This window comes from Arthrobacter sp., assembly GCF_031179985.1.
Lineage (GTDB): Bacteria > Actinomycetota > Actinomycetes > Actinomycetales > Micrococcaceae > Arthrobacter.
Map to the genome: position 1 here is coordinate 42,382 of NZ_JAPSHJ010000003.1, position 15,732 is coordinate 58,113.

Here is a 15,732-nt window from a genome sequence, read left to right on the forward strand (position 1 = left end):
ACCGTCCCACGGCTACCGCTCCCACTATTCGATCCTCCCGACGGCTACCGGGCTGACCAGCCGCCATCCATCGTGTAGCTGGCTCCGGTCACCATCCCGGCCTGCTCGGAGGCCAGCCAGGCAACCAATGTAGCTACCTCCTCCGGTTCAACGAGGCGCTTCACTGCGCTCTCGGTCAACATGACCTTGGCCAGGACTTCGGACTCCGGAATACCGTGAACCTTGGCCTGATCTGCTATCTGCGATTCCACCAGCGGCGTGCGAACGTAGCCCGGGTTGATGCAGTTGGACGTGACCCCGTACTCGCCGCCCTCAAGGGCCGCCACCTTGCTCAGCCCCTCGAGTCCGTGTTTGGCGGCGACATAGGCGCCCTTGAAGGGAGACGCGCGGATCCCATGGACCGAGGAGACATTGATGATGCGTCCAAAGCCGTTGGCATACATGTGCGGCAGCGCTGCGCGGATGAGGAGGAAAGGTGCTTCCAGCATGAGGGCGAGGAGGTGCCGGAAATCGGCGGGGTCAAACTTGTGCAGGGGGTTAATCCGCTGGATTCCGGCGTTATTGACGAGGATGTCGGAGTCCAGGCTCAGTGACTCCAACGATCCCACGTCAAGCAGGTCAACCGGCCAGACAGTGCCGCCCACTTCGTCTGCCAAAGCAGTGGCGCCGGCCTGGTCGACGTCGGCGACCACCACTTTTGCCCCTGCCTCCGCAAGTGCCCGCACACAGGCGGCTCCGATTCCGCTCGCGCCGCCCGTGACCAGCGCTTTCCTGCCGTTCAGCATGTTTTCCTTCTCCATGGGTCAGTCAATCCTTAGCTCCAGCCCTCCCATCAGGCAGGTTTGTGCATTCCTGAGTATTACTTTCCAAATGTCGCGGTTCAATGGGCAATGAAGCACCACTCGTGTGCAGAATTGCAGATATGGACATTAATCCTGACGATCTGCTGGTACTGCTCGCGGTATCCCGCTCGGCAAAATTCACGACGGCGGCCCAGGCTTTGGGGCTGAACCACACCACCGTCTCGCGCAGGATAGCGGCATTGGAAAAAACCCTGGGAGGCCGGGTGTTGGCCCGCGCCGCTGGGGGCTGGGAACTGACCGAGCTGGGCGCCCAGGCTGTCGCCGTTGCGGAGCAGGTGGAGGCGGCGGTGGATACGCTGGGGCCGTCGGGCAAGGCACCTGACCCGATTACCGGCGTCGTCCGCATGACCGCTACCGATGGCTTCAGTGCCTACATTGCCGCCCCCGCCGTGGCCCGGCTGCGCAAGAACCACCCCGGGCTGAGCGTGGAGATCGTGACGGTGACCAGGCGGGCACTGCAGCAGCGCTCGGGCCTGGACATTGAGGTGGTGGTCGGAGAACCGCAGGTCCACCGTGCTGAAGCCTTCCGTTTGGGCGAATACGTGCTCGGAATGTACGCCTCGAGGAGATATCTCGCCGCCAACGGAACCCCGGCCACAGTCGCGGAACTGGCGGAACATCCCCTCGTCTACTTCGTCGACTCCATGCTGCAGGTGGATGACCTGGATGCCCCGCGCAGGCTGGTTCCCGAGATGAAGGATGGACTCAGCTCCACGAATGTGTTCGTCCATGTAGAGGCCACCCGGGCCGGAGCCGGCATCGGGTTCCTGCCGTGCTTTATGGGCGACCTCCATGAGGATCTGGTGCGGCTGATGCCGGAGAAGTTTGCCGAGCGCCTCCCCTACTGGATGGTCCTGCGTCCGGATTCCATGCGGCGGCCCGCCGTTGCCGCCGTCGTCCATGCCTTGCGCGAGCAGACGGTGGCGCACCGCAAGACACTTCTGGGTATGGCCCAGGGGACTACCTAGGGGACGTCCACGGTTTCCATCGGATCCTGCAGGTCCACAGGATCGTGGCGGATCGGTGCTCCGGCGGCAAAAGCACGCACCTTGGCGTCGTCCCAGATGTGGGCGGGAACGCCGCCGCCGAGGAGCCGGCGGGTCAGCTGGGGATCGTCGTCGAACGGCTGGTCGCTTCCGGCCATGACCATGTTGCCGTAGCGGCGGCCCTTCAGCATGGCCGGGTCCGCAATGATCATGGTGTGCTCGAAGGTAGCCGCAATGGTGGCGGCGTCCTCCCGCGCGTTTTTCAGGTCAGGTGCATCTCCGGAGTTCACAATGTAGATTCCTCCGGGCGCGAGGACCCGGCGGGCATGCTGGTTGAATTCCCTGGTGGTCAGGGGCCGCGGCGTGAATGCCCCCGCGAAGACATCCCTGATGATGACGTCCCTCGTCTGCGGGGTGAGGGTTTCCGTCACCTGGCGGGCTTCCCCTACCCGCAATCGAAGCATCGGGGCTTTCGGCAGATCGAACCAGCCGCGGACGTATTCAGCCAGCTTGCCGTCCAGTTCCACCACCACTTGGCGCGCCTCAGGATAGGAGGCATGGAAATACCGGGCCAGGGAACACGCGCCACCGCCAAGGTGCAGAAGCCGCAGCTTTGGCCTGGACTCCGTCGGCCAGCGAGATTCAACTAAAGCGGACATCCAACGCATGTATTCGAATTCGAGAAGCAGCGGGTCGGCCAGGTCGATGTGGGAGCTCATCACACCGTTGATCCGCAGGAGCCAACCAGTTGAGTTGTCCTGGTCAGCGATCAGCTGGCAGTCGCCGGTATCGATGTAGTAGACACCTTCCGCAGGCCCTGCCGGACGGGTTCCCTTGGGTATTTCAACAACTCCCGGCACTGACTTTCCCGCCATCGCGCTTCCGGCGGTTTTACCGGCCCTGCCCTTCCGCCCCATCAGCCGGCCACTGCTTTACTCATGCCCTTAACCCTAGTTGCTGATGCAGGAACGCTAGGTCACAGCACCGCCGTTAACAGCACCTTCCACGGCACTGTCTCCAAGTGCAGCGCTATCACCTTTCCTGATTCGCTCCACGACGGCGGTGGTGGACAGCTCCGCGACGTAGTCCAGGATGGTCACCTTGCCGCCGTAGCGTTCAACAGCCTGGGTTTCGGCGAGCATTTCCGGCGTGTAATCGCCGCCTTTGGCGTAGATCTCGGGCTGGACCATATCAATCAACGGGATGGGCGTCGGGGTGTCGAAAACCGTTACGTAATCCACGCAGCTCAGTGCGGCGATGACGGCTGCCCTGTCAGCCACCGTGTTGATCGGCCGGCCGGGGCCTTTGAGCTTGCGCACGGAATCGTCGCTGTTGAGCGCGACCACCAGGACGTCACCCAATTGCTTGGCCTGGTTGAGGTATCTTGTGTGGCCGCGGTGCAGCACGTCGAAGCATCCGTTCGTCAGAACGATCCTGCGGCCTTCGCTGCGGTGACCTTGGACATGGCGCACCAGCTCCTCTGCGCTGAGGGCCGTATCCGCGAAGCTTTCGAGGTACCGGCTAAGCTCCGCTGTGCCGCACACCGAGGTGCCGGCATGGTGAACCACGACGTCGGCGGCAGCCTGTGCGAGGTCAAGGCTGGTGGTGAGGGGCAGGGAGGCGGTCCTGGCCAACGTCAGGGCAGCCACGAAGGTGTCCCCGGCCCCCGAGGCCTGCTTTTCAGTAGCCGGCCTCGCCCAGGTGCGGTGGGTGGTGCCGGCCGCGGGCAGCAGCAACGTGCCGTCCCGGTCCAGAGTGACCACCACGGCCTTTGCCCCCGTTGCTTCAATCAGGCGGTCCCGGTTGCTCTCGATGACGGCGGGACGGTCGTCCTCGTCGGACAACCGAAGGTCCAGCAGCCGTGCTGCCTCCTGCGCATTGGGAGTCACCAGGTCCGGTTGAAGGTGGGCCCACGGGCGGGGATCGTGCGCGTCCACCACCGTGAGAGGTCCTGCCTGCCGGCCGGAGAGTACATCCAGGAGCGCGCTCCGGACCGGACCTTCCAGCGCGCCGGAACTGTAATCGCACAGGACAACGGCGTCCTGGCCCCTAACGGAATCGGCTACTGCGTCCGCCAGTGTGTTCAACGCCTCCAGAGGAATGGCCCGGGCGGCATCATCGAAACGGAGCAGGACCTGCCCGCCACTGCTGATCCGGGTTTTGGTAGTGGTCACCATGTCCGGGTGGGCCACCAGATTCCGGACGTCCACCCCTGCGTCCTGCAGCTGCCGCTTGAGTTCCCGGCCTGCCTCATCCTGGCCGATGATCCCCGCGATCCTGACCCGGGCCCCCAAGGCAGCGAGGTTCATGGCGGTATTGGCAGCGCCGCCGGGTGCGAAGTCCCTTCGGTTTATTTCCACCACGGGTGCCGGGGCTTCACGGCACAAACGGTTGATGGCACCGCTCCACCAGCCATCGAGCATGACGTCGCCCATCACCGTAATGGCAGGAGAGGAAGCAGCGAGCCTGGCGGGCAGCCATTCCGCCAGGCCCCGCTGCTCGGAGAGCTCCGTCATGGCTGACCGTCCACGCTGCCGTCGACGACGTCGGCGTCTTCTGTGTGAACAAGCGCAATGCTCGCCGGAGCAGCGACAACAGAGTCAGCTCCAAGAGAAGAATCAGCTTCTGGGGAAGGGTGAGTTTCAGGGACGGCAATATGGACCACCTTGACGCGGGTGAATTCATCCAGCAGCTCCGGCCCGTACCCGAAACCATCACCGCTCGCGCCGCGCGGTTGGGCAGAGCCCCCGGGTGCACCGCCAAAGACCTCGTTGATCTTGACCGTGCCGACCGGCAGCCCGGCGATGGCGCGCTGGGCGTGGGCGATCCTTCCCGTCAGTACCGTGGCGGCCAGTCCATAGCTTCCTCCCGCAGCCAGGGCCAGGCCCTCATCGAAACTGTCCACCACCTGTACTGGCGCCACCGGCCCGAACGTCTCTTTTGTCATGATGTCCATGCTCCCAGTGCAGTCCAGGAGAACGGTCGCGGGGTAAAAAGCGCCCGGGCCCTCCGCCACCTCGCCGCCTTCGACCGCCCGGGCTCCCTGCTCCACGGCTGCCTGCACCTGCTCGTGAACAGCGTCCCGCATGCGGAGATCCACCAGCGGAGCCAACGCACCGGCATCGTTCCGTTGGCGCGCTTCCGCTTCCAGTGCTGTGCAGAATGCCTCCGCGATGGAGCGGTGAACGTAGATCCGCTCTACTGACGTGCAGATCTGTCCGCTGTTGCTGAACGCGCCGATGGCCGCTTGCCGGGCGGCCCAGACGGGGTCGACGTCGTCATCCACCAGCAGAGGATCGTTGCCGCCGTTTTCCCTGATGACATGTGCCGCGTTCTGCAGTGACGTGCGCGCAATTTTTGCCCCTGCTTCGCTGGAACCTACGTGCGCCACCACCGCCACTCCTGCCTGCTCAGTGAGGAGCGTCCCGATCTCAGGGCCCCCGTTGAGCGTTATCAGGACATCCGGAGGGAAGACCGGAGCCAGAACCTCGCCAAGCAGGCGGCCCAGGTGCGGGCACCGTTCGCTGGGCTTGTGGATCACTGTGTTCCCGGTGACCAGGGCGGCCCCGATAAGGCCGCAGGCCACAGCCACCGGATCGTTCCAAGGGGTCAACAGAGCGGCAACGCCACGGGGTTCGGCAACCGTGTAGTCGGACGCCAGGAGATTACCCCTCAGGCTGTGGCCGCGGTGGACAGGCCCAAGCTCCGCATACTGCTCCAGTGTTGACACGCCTGCCGCAATTCCGGCCAACGCTTCTTCCGCGGGCCTGCCGGTCTCCCGGGCGTTCAGATCGGCCAACTCGGCGGCCGCAGAGTCCAAGGCGAGCGCTGCTTTCCTCAAATACCTTCCGCGGTCGGAGGGTGACGTGGCACCCCACTCTTCCTGGGCGTCTCGGGCAGCATTGACCGCACGCCGGATATCCAAGGGAGCCGCCTCCTGCAATGTACCCACCAGATCTCCGGTCCGGGGATCATAAATGGTGATTCCTTCCGCGGCGGCGATACGGGCTCGCTGGACAACTGTGGACATCGCGTTCCTCCTCGGAAGTCGTGGCCCAGCCCCGGGTGAGGGGTGGGAAGCAGTGGGTCTGCAAGACGTTCTTATCCCGTATCCGTACCCTTTGAAAAGGCCGTTTAGACACCGGAACAGGGACTCATTTTGAAGCGGAACGAGAGGGTCCTTTGCCAGTAGCCAGAGGCCGCTGAAGGGCCGTATGGTGGCTGCACGGGGAACCGCGGCCAGGCCCCCAAAGAGACGATCAGCAGCATAAGGAGAGCAGAGTGGAGCAGCTGACGGCAGATTTTGGAGGAGCGGGCATCGTCGGGACCGGAGTTGGTCCGGTTTTGGAAAAGTTCGAGGGAATCTCCCGGATTGCCGTGCTCCGCGGAGGCGGGCTCGGGGATCTGCTGTTTGCCGTTCCCGCCATCACCGCGCTGAAGGCTGCCTATCCCGGGGCGGAAGTTACGCTGCTGGGAACGCCAATCCATGAGCAGGTGGTCAAGGCGACGGTCGGACCCATCGATAGCGTGCGTATCCTGCCCTATGCGGAAGGGGTCCGTCCGGGCGAAGAGGACCCGGAGGGGTTGGAACGCTTTTTTGCTGAGATGCGTGCAGAAGGGTTTGACCTCGCCGTGCAGCTCCACGGAGGAGGGCGCTACTCCAATCCGTTCCTGCTGCGGCTGGGGGCCCGCCACACAGTGGGCACGCGGACAGTCGACGCGGCCAGCCTGGAGCGCACAGTCCCCTACCTCTATTACCAGAATGAGCCGCTCCGCGCGTTGGAGGTGGCCGGCTTTGCCGGTGCCCCTCCCGTTGACCTTGAGGCGAAACTGGCCCCCTCCGCCAGCCTGGATGAGGACCTGGTGAACAACGAGGCCCAGGCGCTGGTTGTGATCCATCCCGGCGCCACTGATCCCCGACGGCGTTGGCCTGCCGAACGGTTCGCGGAACTGGCCGCAGCGTGTGCGGCGGATGGATGCCAGGTGCTGGTTGTGGGCGATTTGAATGAGCAACCCCTCGCAGAACGGATCGCTGAACTCGCCGCCGTCTCCTCTCCCGGGATGGTCAGGTCAGTGGCAGGCGAGCTTGATGTGTCCGGACTGGCAGCACTGCTGGCCAGGTGCACAGTGATGGTGGCCAACGACAGCGGGCCCCGGCATTTGGCTCAGGCGCTGGGCGCTCCCACTGTCGGCATTTACTGGGCAGGAAACGTCATCAACGCCGGCGCCTTAGGCCGGAGCCTCCACCGCGTGCACCCCTCCTGGACCACAAAATGTCCACGTTGCGGGATCGATGTGACCCAGGTCGGCTGGACGGCCCCCCGCTGCAGCCATAACGATTCCCTGGTGGAGGAGGTAGCGGTCACCGCAGTCTATGAGGACGTCCGGGGCCTTACGGCCAGGAGCCTTCATCTTCGTGGCAGATGAGCATTTCGCGGATTTCGCATCCTTGAGGCTGGGACAGCACGAAAAGAATGGCCTGCGCCACATTGGCCGGATCATTCAAGCGGGAATCGTCCTGGGGTTTGTACTGTTCAGGACGGTCGTCGAAGAATTTGGTTTTCATTCCGCCGGGGATCATGGTGGTGACGCCTATCTCGCCGCCCGTCTCCGCTGCCAGAGCCTGGCTGAATCCCATTACTCCGAACTTTGAGGCGCAGTAGGCCGATGCTTCAGGCAGCGCCCGCTTTCCCAGCGTGGACGCAACGGTCACCGCCCTGCCGTGGTTGGCCTTCAGGTACGGCAGGGCTGCGCGGACAACAGAGACAGTCCCCAAAAGATTGACCCCGATAACCTTCTCCCAATCCTCCGCGGCCACGTCCTCCAGTTTTCCGCAGCGGTCAATCCCGGCAGCAGTCACCACGGCATCAAGTCCATCGAGAGTCTCCGCCGCCTGCCGCACCGCCTCTTCGACTGCCCTCCGATCAGAGACGTCTACTTCGTAAGCCTTTACGGCCGTGACGTTGCTGATGTCGCGGTCCAGCACCACGGGGGTCCCGCCGGCTTTCAGGACGGCGTCGACGACGGCGGCACCGAGTCCGGACGCTCCCCCGGTCACCAGTACCCGGCCAGGGCGCGTTGATTCTGCAGTCATGGTTTTCCTTCCGTTGGTAAAAAATGTGGGTGGTTCTCAGCCGACTTTCAAGAGCGCTTCCGCAAGGTTCGACGTGGATCTCGCAGGGTGATAGGGAACGGTGGTGCACCGCCCGCCCCAGCTTTCAACAATGGCCGTTTCCGGCAGTTCCGTGACGTCGTAGTCGCCACCTTTGACCCATAGATCCGGCCGCAGCTTGTCGAGGCACACTATGGGCGTGTCCTCGTCGAACACCATCACAGCGTCCACATACTCAAGGGCAAGGAGCATCTCTGTCCGGTCCTCCTGGCTCATGATGGGCCGGTGCTCACCCTTGATGCGCCGTACCGAGTCATCTGAGTTGAGGCACACAATCAGGCAATCCCCCAGCTTTCGTGCAGCGGCGAGCGCCCGTGTATGACCAGCATGCAGCAGGTCGAAGCAGCCCCCGGTAGCAACCACAGTCCCGCCCGCGGCGTGGACGTTGCCGGCAAGGGCCAGGGCATCGGTTCCGCTGCCGTGCAGTTTCACGGGTTGGCGCTCCCCCGCCAGGGTGGCAACCCCACCTGCTCCAAGGAACGCTGCTGCCTCCCGGACGGCCAGGACCGCGGAGTCATCCACGTTGTGGCCGTCCAGCAGGTGCACAACGAGGCTCGCGGCCAGCCGGTCGCCGGCGCCGCAGGGGTCTGACACCGAGGTTGCCGGGGCGGGAATGGTCAAGGCAGGCCTGCCGTCCTCCCGCACGAGCACGGCGCCGCGCGCTCCCATTGTTACCAGTACCGCTTTACTGTGCCAGTTCCGCAAGAGTGCCGCCGCAATATACCCGGGGTCTTCGTTTCGTTCATCACCCTTGGGCTCACTGCTCCTGAGCTCCCCTGGCCGTGCCCAGAAACCGCGGGCTTCAGTCAGGTTGGGGGTCACGGCGTGGACGCCGCGGACAGGCTCGGCCCCTGCCGGATGCGGGTCCCAGACGATGGGGACCTTCGAAGCCAGGGACTCCAGGATCACCCGGAGCTCTGGCGCGGCCGTCAGCCCCCTGCCGTAGTCCGCCACCACAATCGCCTTTGCCTGTCCGAGGGCGTGCAGCATCGGTTGGGTGACCGCGGGCACTGGCGGGGGCTCGCAGCCCTCGTCAAAGCGGACAACCGGGTGGCCGTCGGCCCGCACCCGGGTCTTGACCGGCGTCGGCGCTCCCGAGGGTCCGGCGATTACGGTGACCCCGTCCAAGGCGCGTTCCAGGTGCGAGGCTGATTCGTCGTCTGACAAGACAGTCACCAAGGTGACGTGATGCCCGTCAGCGGCCAGCATCTTCGCCACGAGCCCGGCACCCCCGGCCCTGCGGTGGACAGATCCAACGTCCACTACGGGAACGGGGGCGTCCGGGGACAAACGGCTGGCGTGGCCGGCGAGATCAACATCCAGCAGCACATCCCCCACCACTACTATCCTCACGGCCGGACCTCCCCGGACCGAAAGTGGGCGGGAGAGCCGGCGGTAAAGCCCGCTGCCCGCCTCGCAACCTCAACGTCAAACGCACGGCAGATTGCGTGCAATGCAATCAAATGCCCCTCCTGTGCATTGGCTGAAATGGCGTCAACAACCACCGCTTCATCGCAGGCTTCCGCCAGGGGATTGGGGCCAGGCCCGGTTAAGGCCCATGTGCTGACGTTGAGGGCGGTGGCGGTTTCAACAGCCCTCAGAAGGTTGGGGCTTTTGCCACTCGTCGAAAGCAGGATCAGCACATCCCCTGACCTGCCATGGGCCCTGACCTGGCGGGCAAAGAGCTCCTCAAACCCGTAATCATTGGCGATTGCTGTCACAGCTGACGTCTCCGCATGCAGGCTGATCGCCGAAAACGGCACCCTCTCGCCGTCGAACCTTCCCACAAGCTCCGCCGTCAGGTGCTGGGCCTCGGCAGCCGAACCGCCGTTGCCGGCGGCGAGAAGCCGCTGGCCGCGCAGCAGCCGCTGCGCCAGCTCCTGCCCCCAGGAAGCGAGCCGATCGGCCTGACTGCGCAGGGATTCCAAGGCCGGAAGGACGTTCTGCAGGTGAGCCTGCACAGCCGCCAGTGACTGATTGCCGTTGGTATCCACCATGGGCGCGGTTGCCAGGGGCGGGAACGGAAGCAATGCCGGAACCACATCCTCTTTAACCTTCCATTCAGTAGTCACAGCGCTGCTCCTTTCATGTGCTCCAGCTCACGGGATGCGGCGTTTCCTGCCATCGCCTGTTGATAGGCCTTCTCTGATTCCGCTGCCACCCTGTCCCAGGAGTAGCGGGACCTGGCACGCTTCTCCCCGGCCTTGCCAAGGTCGGAGCGCAGCCCCGGGGCCCCGAGGAGTTCCGCCACCGCGGCCGCAATGGCTTCCGGATCCTTCGGTGGCACATGCAGTCCTGTCTTGCGGTCCACCACTGTGTCCCTCAGCCCGCCCACAGCAGCAGCTACAACAGGGACACCGCAGGCCATGGCTTCGAGCGGCACAATTCCAAACGGCTCATACCAGGGTGTGCAGACCACAGCGTCCGCGCTGCGCAGGATTCCCGGCATAACTTCCCTGGGCAGTTGCCCGCGCAGGCTCACCTGATTCGCCACTCCAAGCTCTTCGGCAAGGGCCATGAGCCGGCTGCCTTCCGGGTCGGCACCGGTGACGGCTGCGTCCCCCTCGCCGCCCACGATCAGCAGCTCGACGTCGTCGAACCCCGCGGCCCGCAGGAGCGGCAGGGCCTGAATCACCAAGTCCACGCCCTTACGTGGAACCAGGCGCCCTACGGAGAGGATGCGGTAGGTACGCGGCCGCGCTTCGGAGTCGCCTGTGGCGGAAAACAGGTCCAGGTCCACGCCGCAGGGGGCAATCGAAATTTTCCCGGTGTTGATCCCCATGGCTTTCAGCTCGAAAACTTCGTCCGAGCATGTGGCGATGATCCGGTCAGCGGCCCGGCCCACGTACGGTTCCAGCCACTCGCGCTCTGCAGGGCTGGTGTCCTGGGAGCCCTGGTGGCGTCGTTTGACTGTTCCCAAGGCATGGAAGGTTTGAACCATGGGCACGTGCAGGCCGGAGTCTCCCCTTCTGGCCGCATCCAGCGAAGCGAGTCCGGACATCCAGAAATGCCCATGGACGACGTCGGGGCGCCGGCTTCCCCAATCCTTTGCAATCCCGTCAGCCAGCTTGCCCATAAACGGGAGTAATTCATCCTTGGGAACATGCTTCGCGGGACCCGCATCAACATGGACCACTTCGAGGCGAGGCATAATCCTGACCCTGGCCGGCAGATCGGCGGCATCCCGGCGCGTGTAAACAGTGACGTGATGGCCGCGGCGGGAGAGAGCAGTTGAGAGAGCTGCGACGTGGACGTTCTGCCCGCCCGCATCCACTCCGCCCAGCGCGGCCAGAGGACTCGCGTGCTCTGACACCATGGATATTCTCATTGCATTTTCCTCTCTTGCGCCGGAACAAGTACTTGTCCGCTCCGGAAACGCCGGCACGGAAGGCCGTCCAGCAGTTCGTCCCAGCCGCCGAGGAAGGCATCCAGGCTGTAGTTCGCCAGGGCTGCCTCCCGCGCCACCGTTCCCATCTGCCGTGCTTCCTCGGGATCAAGGATCAGCCTGTGCGCCCAGCGCCGGAGCTCCTCCACCTCGGTTGAAACGACGCCGGCCCCGCGAGGCACAGCGCGGGCTGCCTCCGTAGTGGCCAGGGCAAGCACGGGCATGCCGAGATGCATCGCCTCCAGCAACGACAGACCAAGGGATGTCCAGCGCATCGGGTGCAGGTAGACACGGCAGCGGGCCAGTTCATGATGGAGGGAGGGCGTCGGCAAGTCCCCGCGAAGCTTCAATCGCGACGGATAGATTCCCGTTTCAGCCATCAGCCCGTCTCCCCCCATGCCGAACACCTGAAGCGGAGCGACTGAAGCAAAACGAGCCAACAGGTCAGTGCCCGTCACCCTTCCGCGGCGCACCGGTTCATTGACCACGACGCCCAGATCGGGGCTCTCCCCGGTGTAGAGGTAGCCCGGATCCGGGATGCCGTGCTCAATTACCGCGGTGGGGGCCACCCCGCTATCCCAGAAAAGGTCGTTGAAATGCGTCACATGGACTATGGGAATGTTGTTCTGGCCAGAGAGCGGGTGGCTTGTCCACGGCACATCCCCCTTCGGCGTGTTGTGTTCCACATACACAGCCGGAAGCTCCGTACCCGGCCTTCGTCCCAGAACACGCTGGACTTCGTCGATCTCTTCGGGGCGTTGGAGGACGACGGCGTCAATGCTGTCCGCGTCCAACGCCGCCAACGTGACTTCAGAAACCGCCGCAGGCCAGTTCCTGCCTGCGCGTCCCAGCCCCCATGGGCCTCCTTCGGGAAGGACCGGCAGGAGGTACTCGTGGCGTCCCCGGACGAACGCGTCCGTCCAGGAGCCGTGAACATGCCACAACAGGATTCTCATGGGTGCCAGACCTTTCGCCGGGTACTGAGGGAAGACACTCCGCTGATCAGACGTTCCACCGCATCCGCCACCTGCTCAGGCGCCACGGAGCTGAGGCAGGGATGCCCTGGTACCGGGCATTCCCTTGCCCTGCTGAGCCTGCAGGCGGCGTTTTGGTCACCCAGCAGCTCCAGCGGAACCCCATAGGGGGCCCAGCGGACAGCGGGAACCACGGGGGAAAAGAGGCAAACCACGGGTGTTCCCACAGCGGCGGCAAGGTGCGCCGGTCCGGTGTTTCCGGTCACCACGGCCTTGGCCCGGGCGAGGACACCGGACAGGGTCCGCAGATCGGTGCGGCCGCCGAGGTCGATCCCGGAAGGCCCGGCGACGGTTGCCGTCAGGGCCCTTTCCGCCGGAGCGCCTGTCACCACCACCCGGTGACCTGCACCTTCGAGCAGTTCCACGGCGGCAGCGTGATGCAGGGGCGGCCAGGCGCGCGCAGGCGCTGTTGCCCCCGGATGCACCACGATGTATGGCTCCTCCCCCACAAGGTCTGTGACGTCGGGGACGGGAACCACCTTGAGCTTGCCATCGTCGCCCGGGGGTAGTTCGAATCCGGCAGCGCGTGCGATGCCAAGTGCGCGCTCGGCCTCGGGTTGATCCTCGGGAAAATCTTCGCCGGGCCGCAGCCTGATGTCCAGGAGAGAGCCGGGGTAGTCCGTTGAGGCGCCCGTAATGCGGATGACTCCGGCCAGGCGGAGCAGCAGTGCCAAGGGCAGCGGAGATTGGTGAAAGGACGTGAGGATTACTGCTTCGGTAATCCTTGAGTGCCGGATGTAGTCGGTAAGGGTGTCCAGGTGCCGTGGGCTGACAGGTGGGGCGGGATTCGCGATCCAAGGGCACGGCCAGCTGAAGACCTCGGTGACGTCGGGAAGAATGGACGCCGCTGCTTCGCCTTGGGGCCCGCACAGCATGACAACGTCATTAGCGCGTCCGGCGCCCGAGCGCCGGCCATGGGCAACTGCCCGAACGGCAGGACCTGCGAGCAGGACGTCGCCCACGCTGTCGAGGCGGGCTACCAGGACGCGGCTCACGGCGGACCGTCCAGGAGCATCCGGATGGCAGCGCTAAGGTCAGCGGCAACGTTCCCGACGGCGGCTTCCACCTCTTCGGTCCGGGTCGCGGGCGTCGGGACAAGGACACCTCTGGCCCCGGCGGCTGCCGCGGCATGCAGATCAGAGCCGATGTCCCCTATGTAGGCCGCCTCCGCCGGTGAGATTCCCAGACGGCGGCAAGCGGCAAGGATCATTCCGGGGGCCGGCTTCCTGCAGCCACAGCCGTCCTCGGGCGCATGCGGACAGATCTCCCAGACATCGAAGGGCCCCAGCAGCTCCTCGATGCGCGAATTCACGCTGCTGACCTGGCTTTGGGTCAAGAGACCACGGGAAATTCCGGACTGGTTACTGATGACGCCGGTGGCCAGTCCCAATGCACGCAGCTCCCGCAAAACAAGCGCGGCATGACCCATAGGTTCCACCAGGTCAGGGTTCCCGTTGTAAGGCACGTCCTGTACCAGCGTGCCGTCCCGGTCGAACAGGACAGCCCGAAGCGGTAATGAGTTGTCACTTCCCATATCCAGTCCGTTCCCCGTTACAGTCCTTGCTAAACAAGTCGGGCAGTACTTCTCTTGGGGCTAGACTCCAAGCTTGGGGAAAGGACACGGATTGAACGGTCATTCGGTGCAGCAAAACAAGCCGGAACTGCTGGTGTTGAGGGCCCTGAAACTCGGAGACCTGCTGGTTGCGGTGCCGGCGTTGCATGCCTTGCGCCGCGCCTTTCCGGAGCACCGTCTTCGCTATGCTGCCCAAGGCTGGCTGACCGAGGCACTCCAGCTCGTCGGTGGTTTTGAACTTCTGCCGACCCATGGACTGGACGAGCCGATCGCCGTCGAGCCCGGCACCGTGGACGTGGCGGTGAACCTGCACGGAAGCGGGCCGGAAAGCCAGGAGCGCATAGAGGAGCTCAGGGCCCGCCACACCATTTCCCACGTCTCCGAGCACAGGGACGGGCCGCGGTGGCAACCTGATCTCCATGAGCGGGAGCGGTGGACGCGGCTGCTGCAGTGGCATGGCATCGCGGCAGATCCCCTGGACTTTCGCCTCAACCGTCCGGCAGTGTTTACGGGTACGCCCGATGCCACCGTCATTCATGTAGGCGCGGCCTATGGCAGCCGGCTCTGGCCAGTCGACAGGTTCGCTTCCGTGGCCTCGAAACTGGCGGCCTCAGGGCACACGGTCCTTTTTACGGGAAGCTCAGCCGAACGCGAGCGGGCCCTGATCGTCTGCCGCCGGGCTGGCCTCGCCGAAACCGCAGTGGTGGCGGGGCAACTGACACTGAGCCAGTTCGCCGCCACCGTGGCCGACGCGCGGCTGGTCATCTCGGCCGACACCGGGGCCGCACACCTTGCCTCCGCTTACGGCAGGCCTTCAGTAGTGCTGTTCGGCCCCGCGCCGCCCGAGATCTGGGGCCCCCCGCCAGGCCCGCATGTAGTGCTGACCAAAGCGGAGGTAAGACGCGGAGACACCTTTGCCGCTGATCCCGACCCAGCAATTCTGGGCGTGACCACTCAGGAGGTGCTGGAGGCCGTCCGTGGCCTGGGTTTGCTGTGAGCGTCGCCGTCCAGCAGCCTTTGCTGAAGCTGGACCAGAATCTTTGAGAGCCGGCGGGAGACCTGCATTTGGGTCATCCCCACTCTCTGGCCCAGTTCGCTTTGTGACTCCTCCAGGAAATAGCGCCGGTAGAGCAGCTGCCGGTCCGCTTCGCTGAGCTCCTGGATGGCTTCGCTGAGGCTCAGAAGCTCTTCGAGCCGCTCAGGGGAGGCATCCGGAGAAACAAGCATCTCAACGGGAGGCGGCGCATCACCGTGCACATCCACTGCATCCAGGGAGTCCGGACGCAGGCTGCCCGAGGCAGCCAACGCTTCCCGGACACAGACGACGTCGGCACCCAGTTCCCGGGCGATTTCAGCATCCGTGGGCGTCCTTCGCAATTTCTGCGACAGTAGCGGTTCGGTCCGCAAGATCTCCGTGCGAAGGTCCTGGATGTGACGCGGCGGCCGAACCATCCAGCACCGGTCCCGCAAATATCGTTTGAGTTCACCGGTGATGGTGGGGGTTGCGTAAGCGGGGAAACTCCCGCCCCGGCTTTCATCGAAGCCCCGCGCAGCCTTGACCAGGCCCAGGTAGGCAACCTGGTTGAGGTCCGCCCGTTCGCGACCCCTGGAGACGAACCTTGCGGCGAGGGACTCCGCCAGATCCAGGTAGGTGAGAACCAGATGATTCTGGAACGTGAGTTGAATCTGGCCTTGCTGGTTCTGTCGCGGCTGGTTGTG

15 protein-coding genes are annotated in these 15,732 nt (G+C 64.6%); 3 read left to right on the plus strand and 12 right to left on the minus strand.

Annotated elements, in window-relative coordinates; translation table 11 throughout:
• Positions 1-44: 44 nt before the first annotated feature.
• Positions 45-800, minus strand: coding sequence for a 3-hydroxybutyrate dehydrogenase (locus tag RIN13_RS02270; protein WP_309105709.1), 756 nt, complete (start codon positions 798-800; stop codon positions 45-47).
• Positions 801-922: 122 nt separating this feature from the next.
• On the opposite strand from RIN13_RS02270, the gene RIN13_RS02275 reads away from it, so the two are divergent.
• The gene (locus RIN13_RS02275; protein ID WP_309105710.1) at positions 923-1,831 is read left to right on the plus strand and encodes a LysR family transcriptional regulator; all 909 of its coding nucleotides are present in this window, start codon (positions 923-925) and stop codon (positions 1,829-1,831) included.
• Here the strand turns inward: RIN13_RS02275 and RIN13_RS02280 are convergent.
• The 3 genes from RIN13_RS02280 to RIN13_RS02290 are packed head-to-tail and all read right to left on the minus strand — an operon-like array spanning position 1,828 to position 5,879.
• Positions 1,828-2,766 carry a fused MFS/spermidine synthase gene (locus RIN13_RS02280; protein ID WP_309105711.1) on the minus strand — a complete coding sequence of 313 codons (939 nt, stop codon included), beginning with the start codon at positions 2,764-2,766 and terminating at the stop codon, positions 1,828-1,830. The two genes, RIN13_RS02275 and RIN13_RS02280, sit on opposite strands and share 4 nt — an antisense overlap.
• Before the next feature lie 54 nt (positions 2,767-2,820).
• The gene (gene rfaE2, locus RIN13_RS02285) at positions 2,821-4,365 is read right to left on the minus strand and encodes a D-glycero-beta-D-manno-heptose 1-phosphate adenylyltransferase (protein WP_309105712.1); all 1,545 of its coding nucleotides are present in this window, start codon (positions 4,363-4,365) and stop codon (positions 2,821-2,823) included.
• Positions 4,362-5,879: an aldehyde dehydrogenase family protein gene (locus RIN13_RS02290; RefSeq protein ID WP_309105713.1), complete on the minus strand. Its 1,518-nt coding sequence runs from the start codon at positions 5,877-5,879 to the stop codon at positions 4,362-4,364. Before RIN13_RS02290 ends, rfaE2 begins: the two co-directional genes overlap by 4 nt.
• Before the next feature lie 251 nt (positions 5,880-6,130).
• Here RIN13_RS02290 and RIN13_RS02295 point away from each other — a divergent pair, with 251 nt between their 5' ends.
• The gene (locus tag RIN13_RS02295; RefSeq protein WP_309105714.1) at positions 6,131-7,276 is read left to right on the plus strand and encodes a glycosyltransferase family 9 protein; all 1,146 of its coding nucleotides are present in this window, start codon (positions 6,131-6,133) and stop codon (positions 7,274-7,276) included.
• On the opposite strand, the gene RIN13_RS02300 is transcribed toward RIN13_RS02295, so the two are convergent.
• The 7 genes from RIN13_RS02300 to RIN13_RS02330 are packed head-to-tail and all read right to left on the minus strand — an operon-like array spanning position 7,242 to position 13,974.
• Complete coding sequence (locus tag RIN13_RS02300) at positions 7,242-7,943, minus strand: SDR family oxidoreductase (RefSeq protein ID WP_309105715.1); 702 nt, start codon at positions 7,941-7,943, stop codon at positions 7,242-7,244. The two genes, RIN13_RS02295 and RIN13_RS02300, sit on opposite strands and share 35 nt — an antisense overlap.
• Before the next feature lie 36 nt (positions 7,944-7,979).
• Entirely contained in the window at positions 7,980-9,374 is a 1,395-nt protein-coding gene (locus RIN13_RS02305; RefSeq protein ID WP_309105716.1) for a PfkB family carbohydrate kinase, read from the minus strand.
• Positions 9,371-10,093 (minus strand): SIS domain-containing protein, encoded by a 723-nt coding sequence (locus tag RIN13_RS02310; protein WP_375164642.1) that lies wholly within the window; start codon positions 10,091-10,093, stop codon positions 9,371-9,373. Before RIN13_RS02310 ends, RIN13_RS02305 begins: the two co-directional genes overlap by 4 nt.
• Positions 10,090-11,349: a glycosyltransferase gene (locus tag RIN13_RS02315; RefSeq protein WP_309105717.1), complete on the minus strand. Its 1,260-nt coding sequence runs from the start codon at positions 11,347-11,349 to the stop codon at positions 10,090-10,092. The genes RIN13_RS02310 and RIN13_RS02315 overlap by 4 nt, the downstream gene beginning before the upstream one ends.
• Complete coding sequence (locus RIN13_RS02320) at positions 11,346-12,362, minus strand: glycosyltransferase (RefSeq protein ID WP_309105718.1); 1,017 nt, start codon at positions 12,360-12,362, stop codon at positions 11,346-11,348. The genes RIN13_RS02315 and RIN13_RS02320 overlap by 4 nt, the downstream gene beginning before the upstream one ends.
• Positions 12,359-13,435: a glycosyltransferase family 9 protein gene (locus RIN13_RS02325; RefSeq protein ID WP_309105719.1), complete on the minus strand. Its 1,077-nt coding sequence runs from the start codon at positions 13,433-13,435 to the stop codon at positions 12,359-12,361. Before RIN13_RS02325 ends, RIN13_RS02320 begins: the two co-directional genes overlap by 4 nt.
• On the minus strand, positions 13,432-13,974 hold the full coding sequence (locus RIN13_RS02330; RefSeq protein ID WP_309105720.1) for an HAD-IIIA family hydrolase: 543 nt from the start codon (positions 13,972-13,974) through the stop codon (positions 13,432-13,434). Before RIN13_RS02330 ends, RIN13_RS02325 begins: the two co-directional genes overlap by 4 nt.
• Positions 13,975-14,047: 73 nt before the next feature.
• On the opposite strand from RIN13_RS02330, the gene RIN13_RS02335 reads away from it, so the two are divergent.
• Positions 14,048-15,010: a glycosyltransferase family 9 protein gene (locus RIN13_RS02335; protein ID WP_309105721.1), complete on the plus strand. Its 963-nt coding sequence runs from the start codon at positions 14,048-14,050 to the stop codon at positions 15,008-15,010.
• Here RIN13_RS02335 and RIN13_RS02340 read toward each other — a convergent pair.
• A partial coding sequence (locus tag RIN13_RS02340; RefSeq protein ID WP_309105722.1) for a sigma-70 family RNA polymerase sigma factor occupies positions 14,968-15,732 on the minus strand: 765 nt, incomplete at its 5' end. The genes RIN13_RS02335 and RIN13_RS02340 overlap by 43 nt on opposite strands.

Bases quoted from the DNA above. Each gene is read 5' to 3' on its own strand.
- RIN13_RS02270 (WP_309105709.1), bottom strand. From the start codon at position 800: ATGGAGAAGGAAAACATGCTGAACGGCAGGAAAGCGCTGGTCACGGGC.
- RIN13_RS02275 (WP_309105710.1), top strand. From the start codon at position 923: ATGGACATTAATCCTGACGATCTGCTGGTACTGCTCGCGGTATCCCGC.
- RIN13_RS02280 (WP_309105711.1), bottom strand. From the start codon at position 2,766: ATGGGGCGGAAGGGCAGGGCCGGTAAAACCGCCGGAAGCGCGATGGCG.
- rfaE2 (WP_309105712.1), bottom strand. From the start codon at position 4,365: ATGACGGAGCTCTCCGAGCAGCGGGGCCTGGCGGAATGGCTGCCCGCC.
- RIN13_RS02290 (WP_309105713.1), bottom strand. From the start codon at position 5,879: ATGTCCACAGTTGTCCAGCGAGCCCGTATCGCCGCCGCGGAAGGAATC.
- RIN13_RS02300 (WP_309105715.1), bottom strand. From the start codon at position 7,943: ATGACTGCAGAATCAACGCGCCCTGGCCGGGTACTGGTGACCGGGGGA.
- RIN13_RS02315 (WP_309105717.1), bottom strand. From the start codon at position 11,349: ATGAGAATATCCATGGTGTCAGAGCACGCGAGTCCTCTGGCCGCGCTG.
- RIN13_RS02320 (WP_309105718.1), bottom strand. From the start codon at position 12,362: ATGAGAATCCTGTTGTGGCATGTTCACGGCTCCTGGACGGACGCGTTC.
- RIN13_RS02330 (WP_309105720.1), bottom strand. From the start codon at position 13,974: ATGGGAAGTGACAACTCATTACCGCTTCGGGCTGTCCTGTTCGACCGG.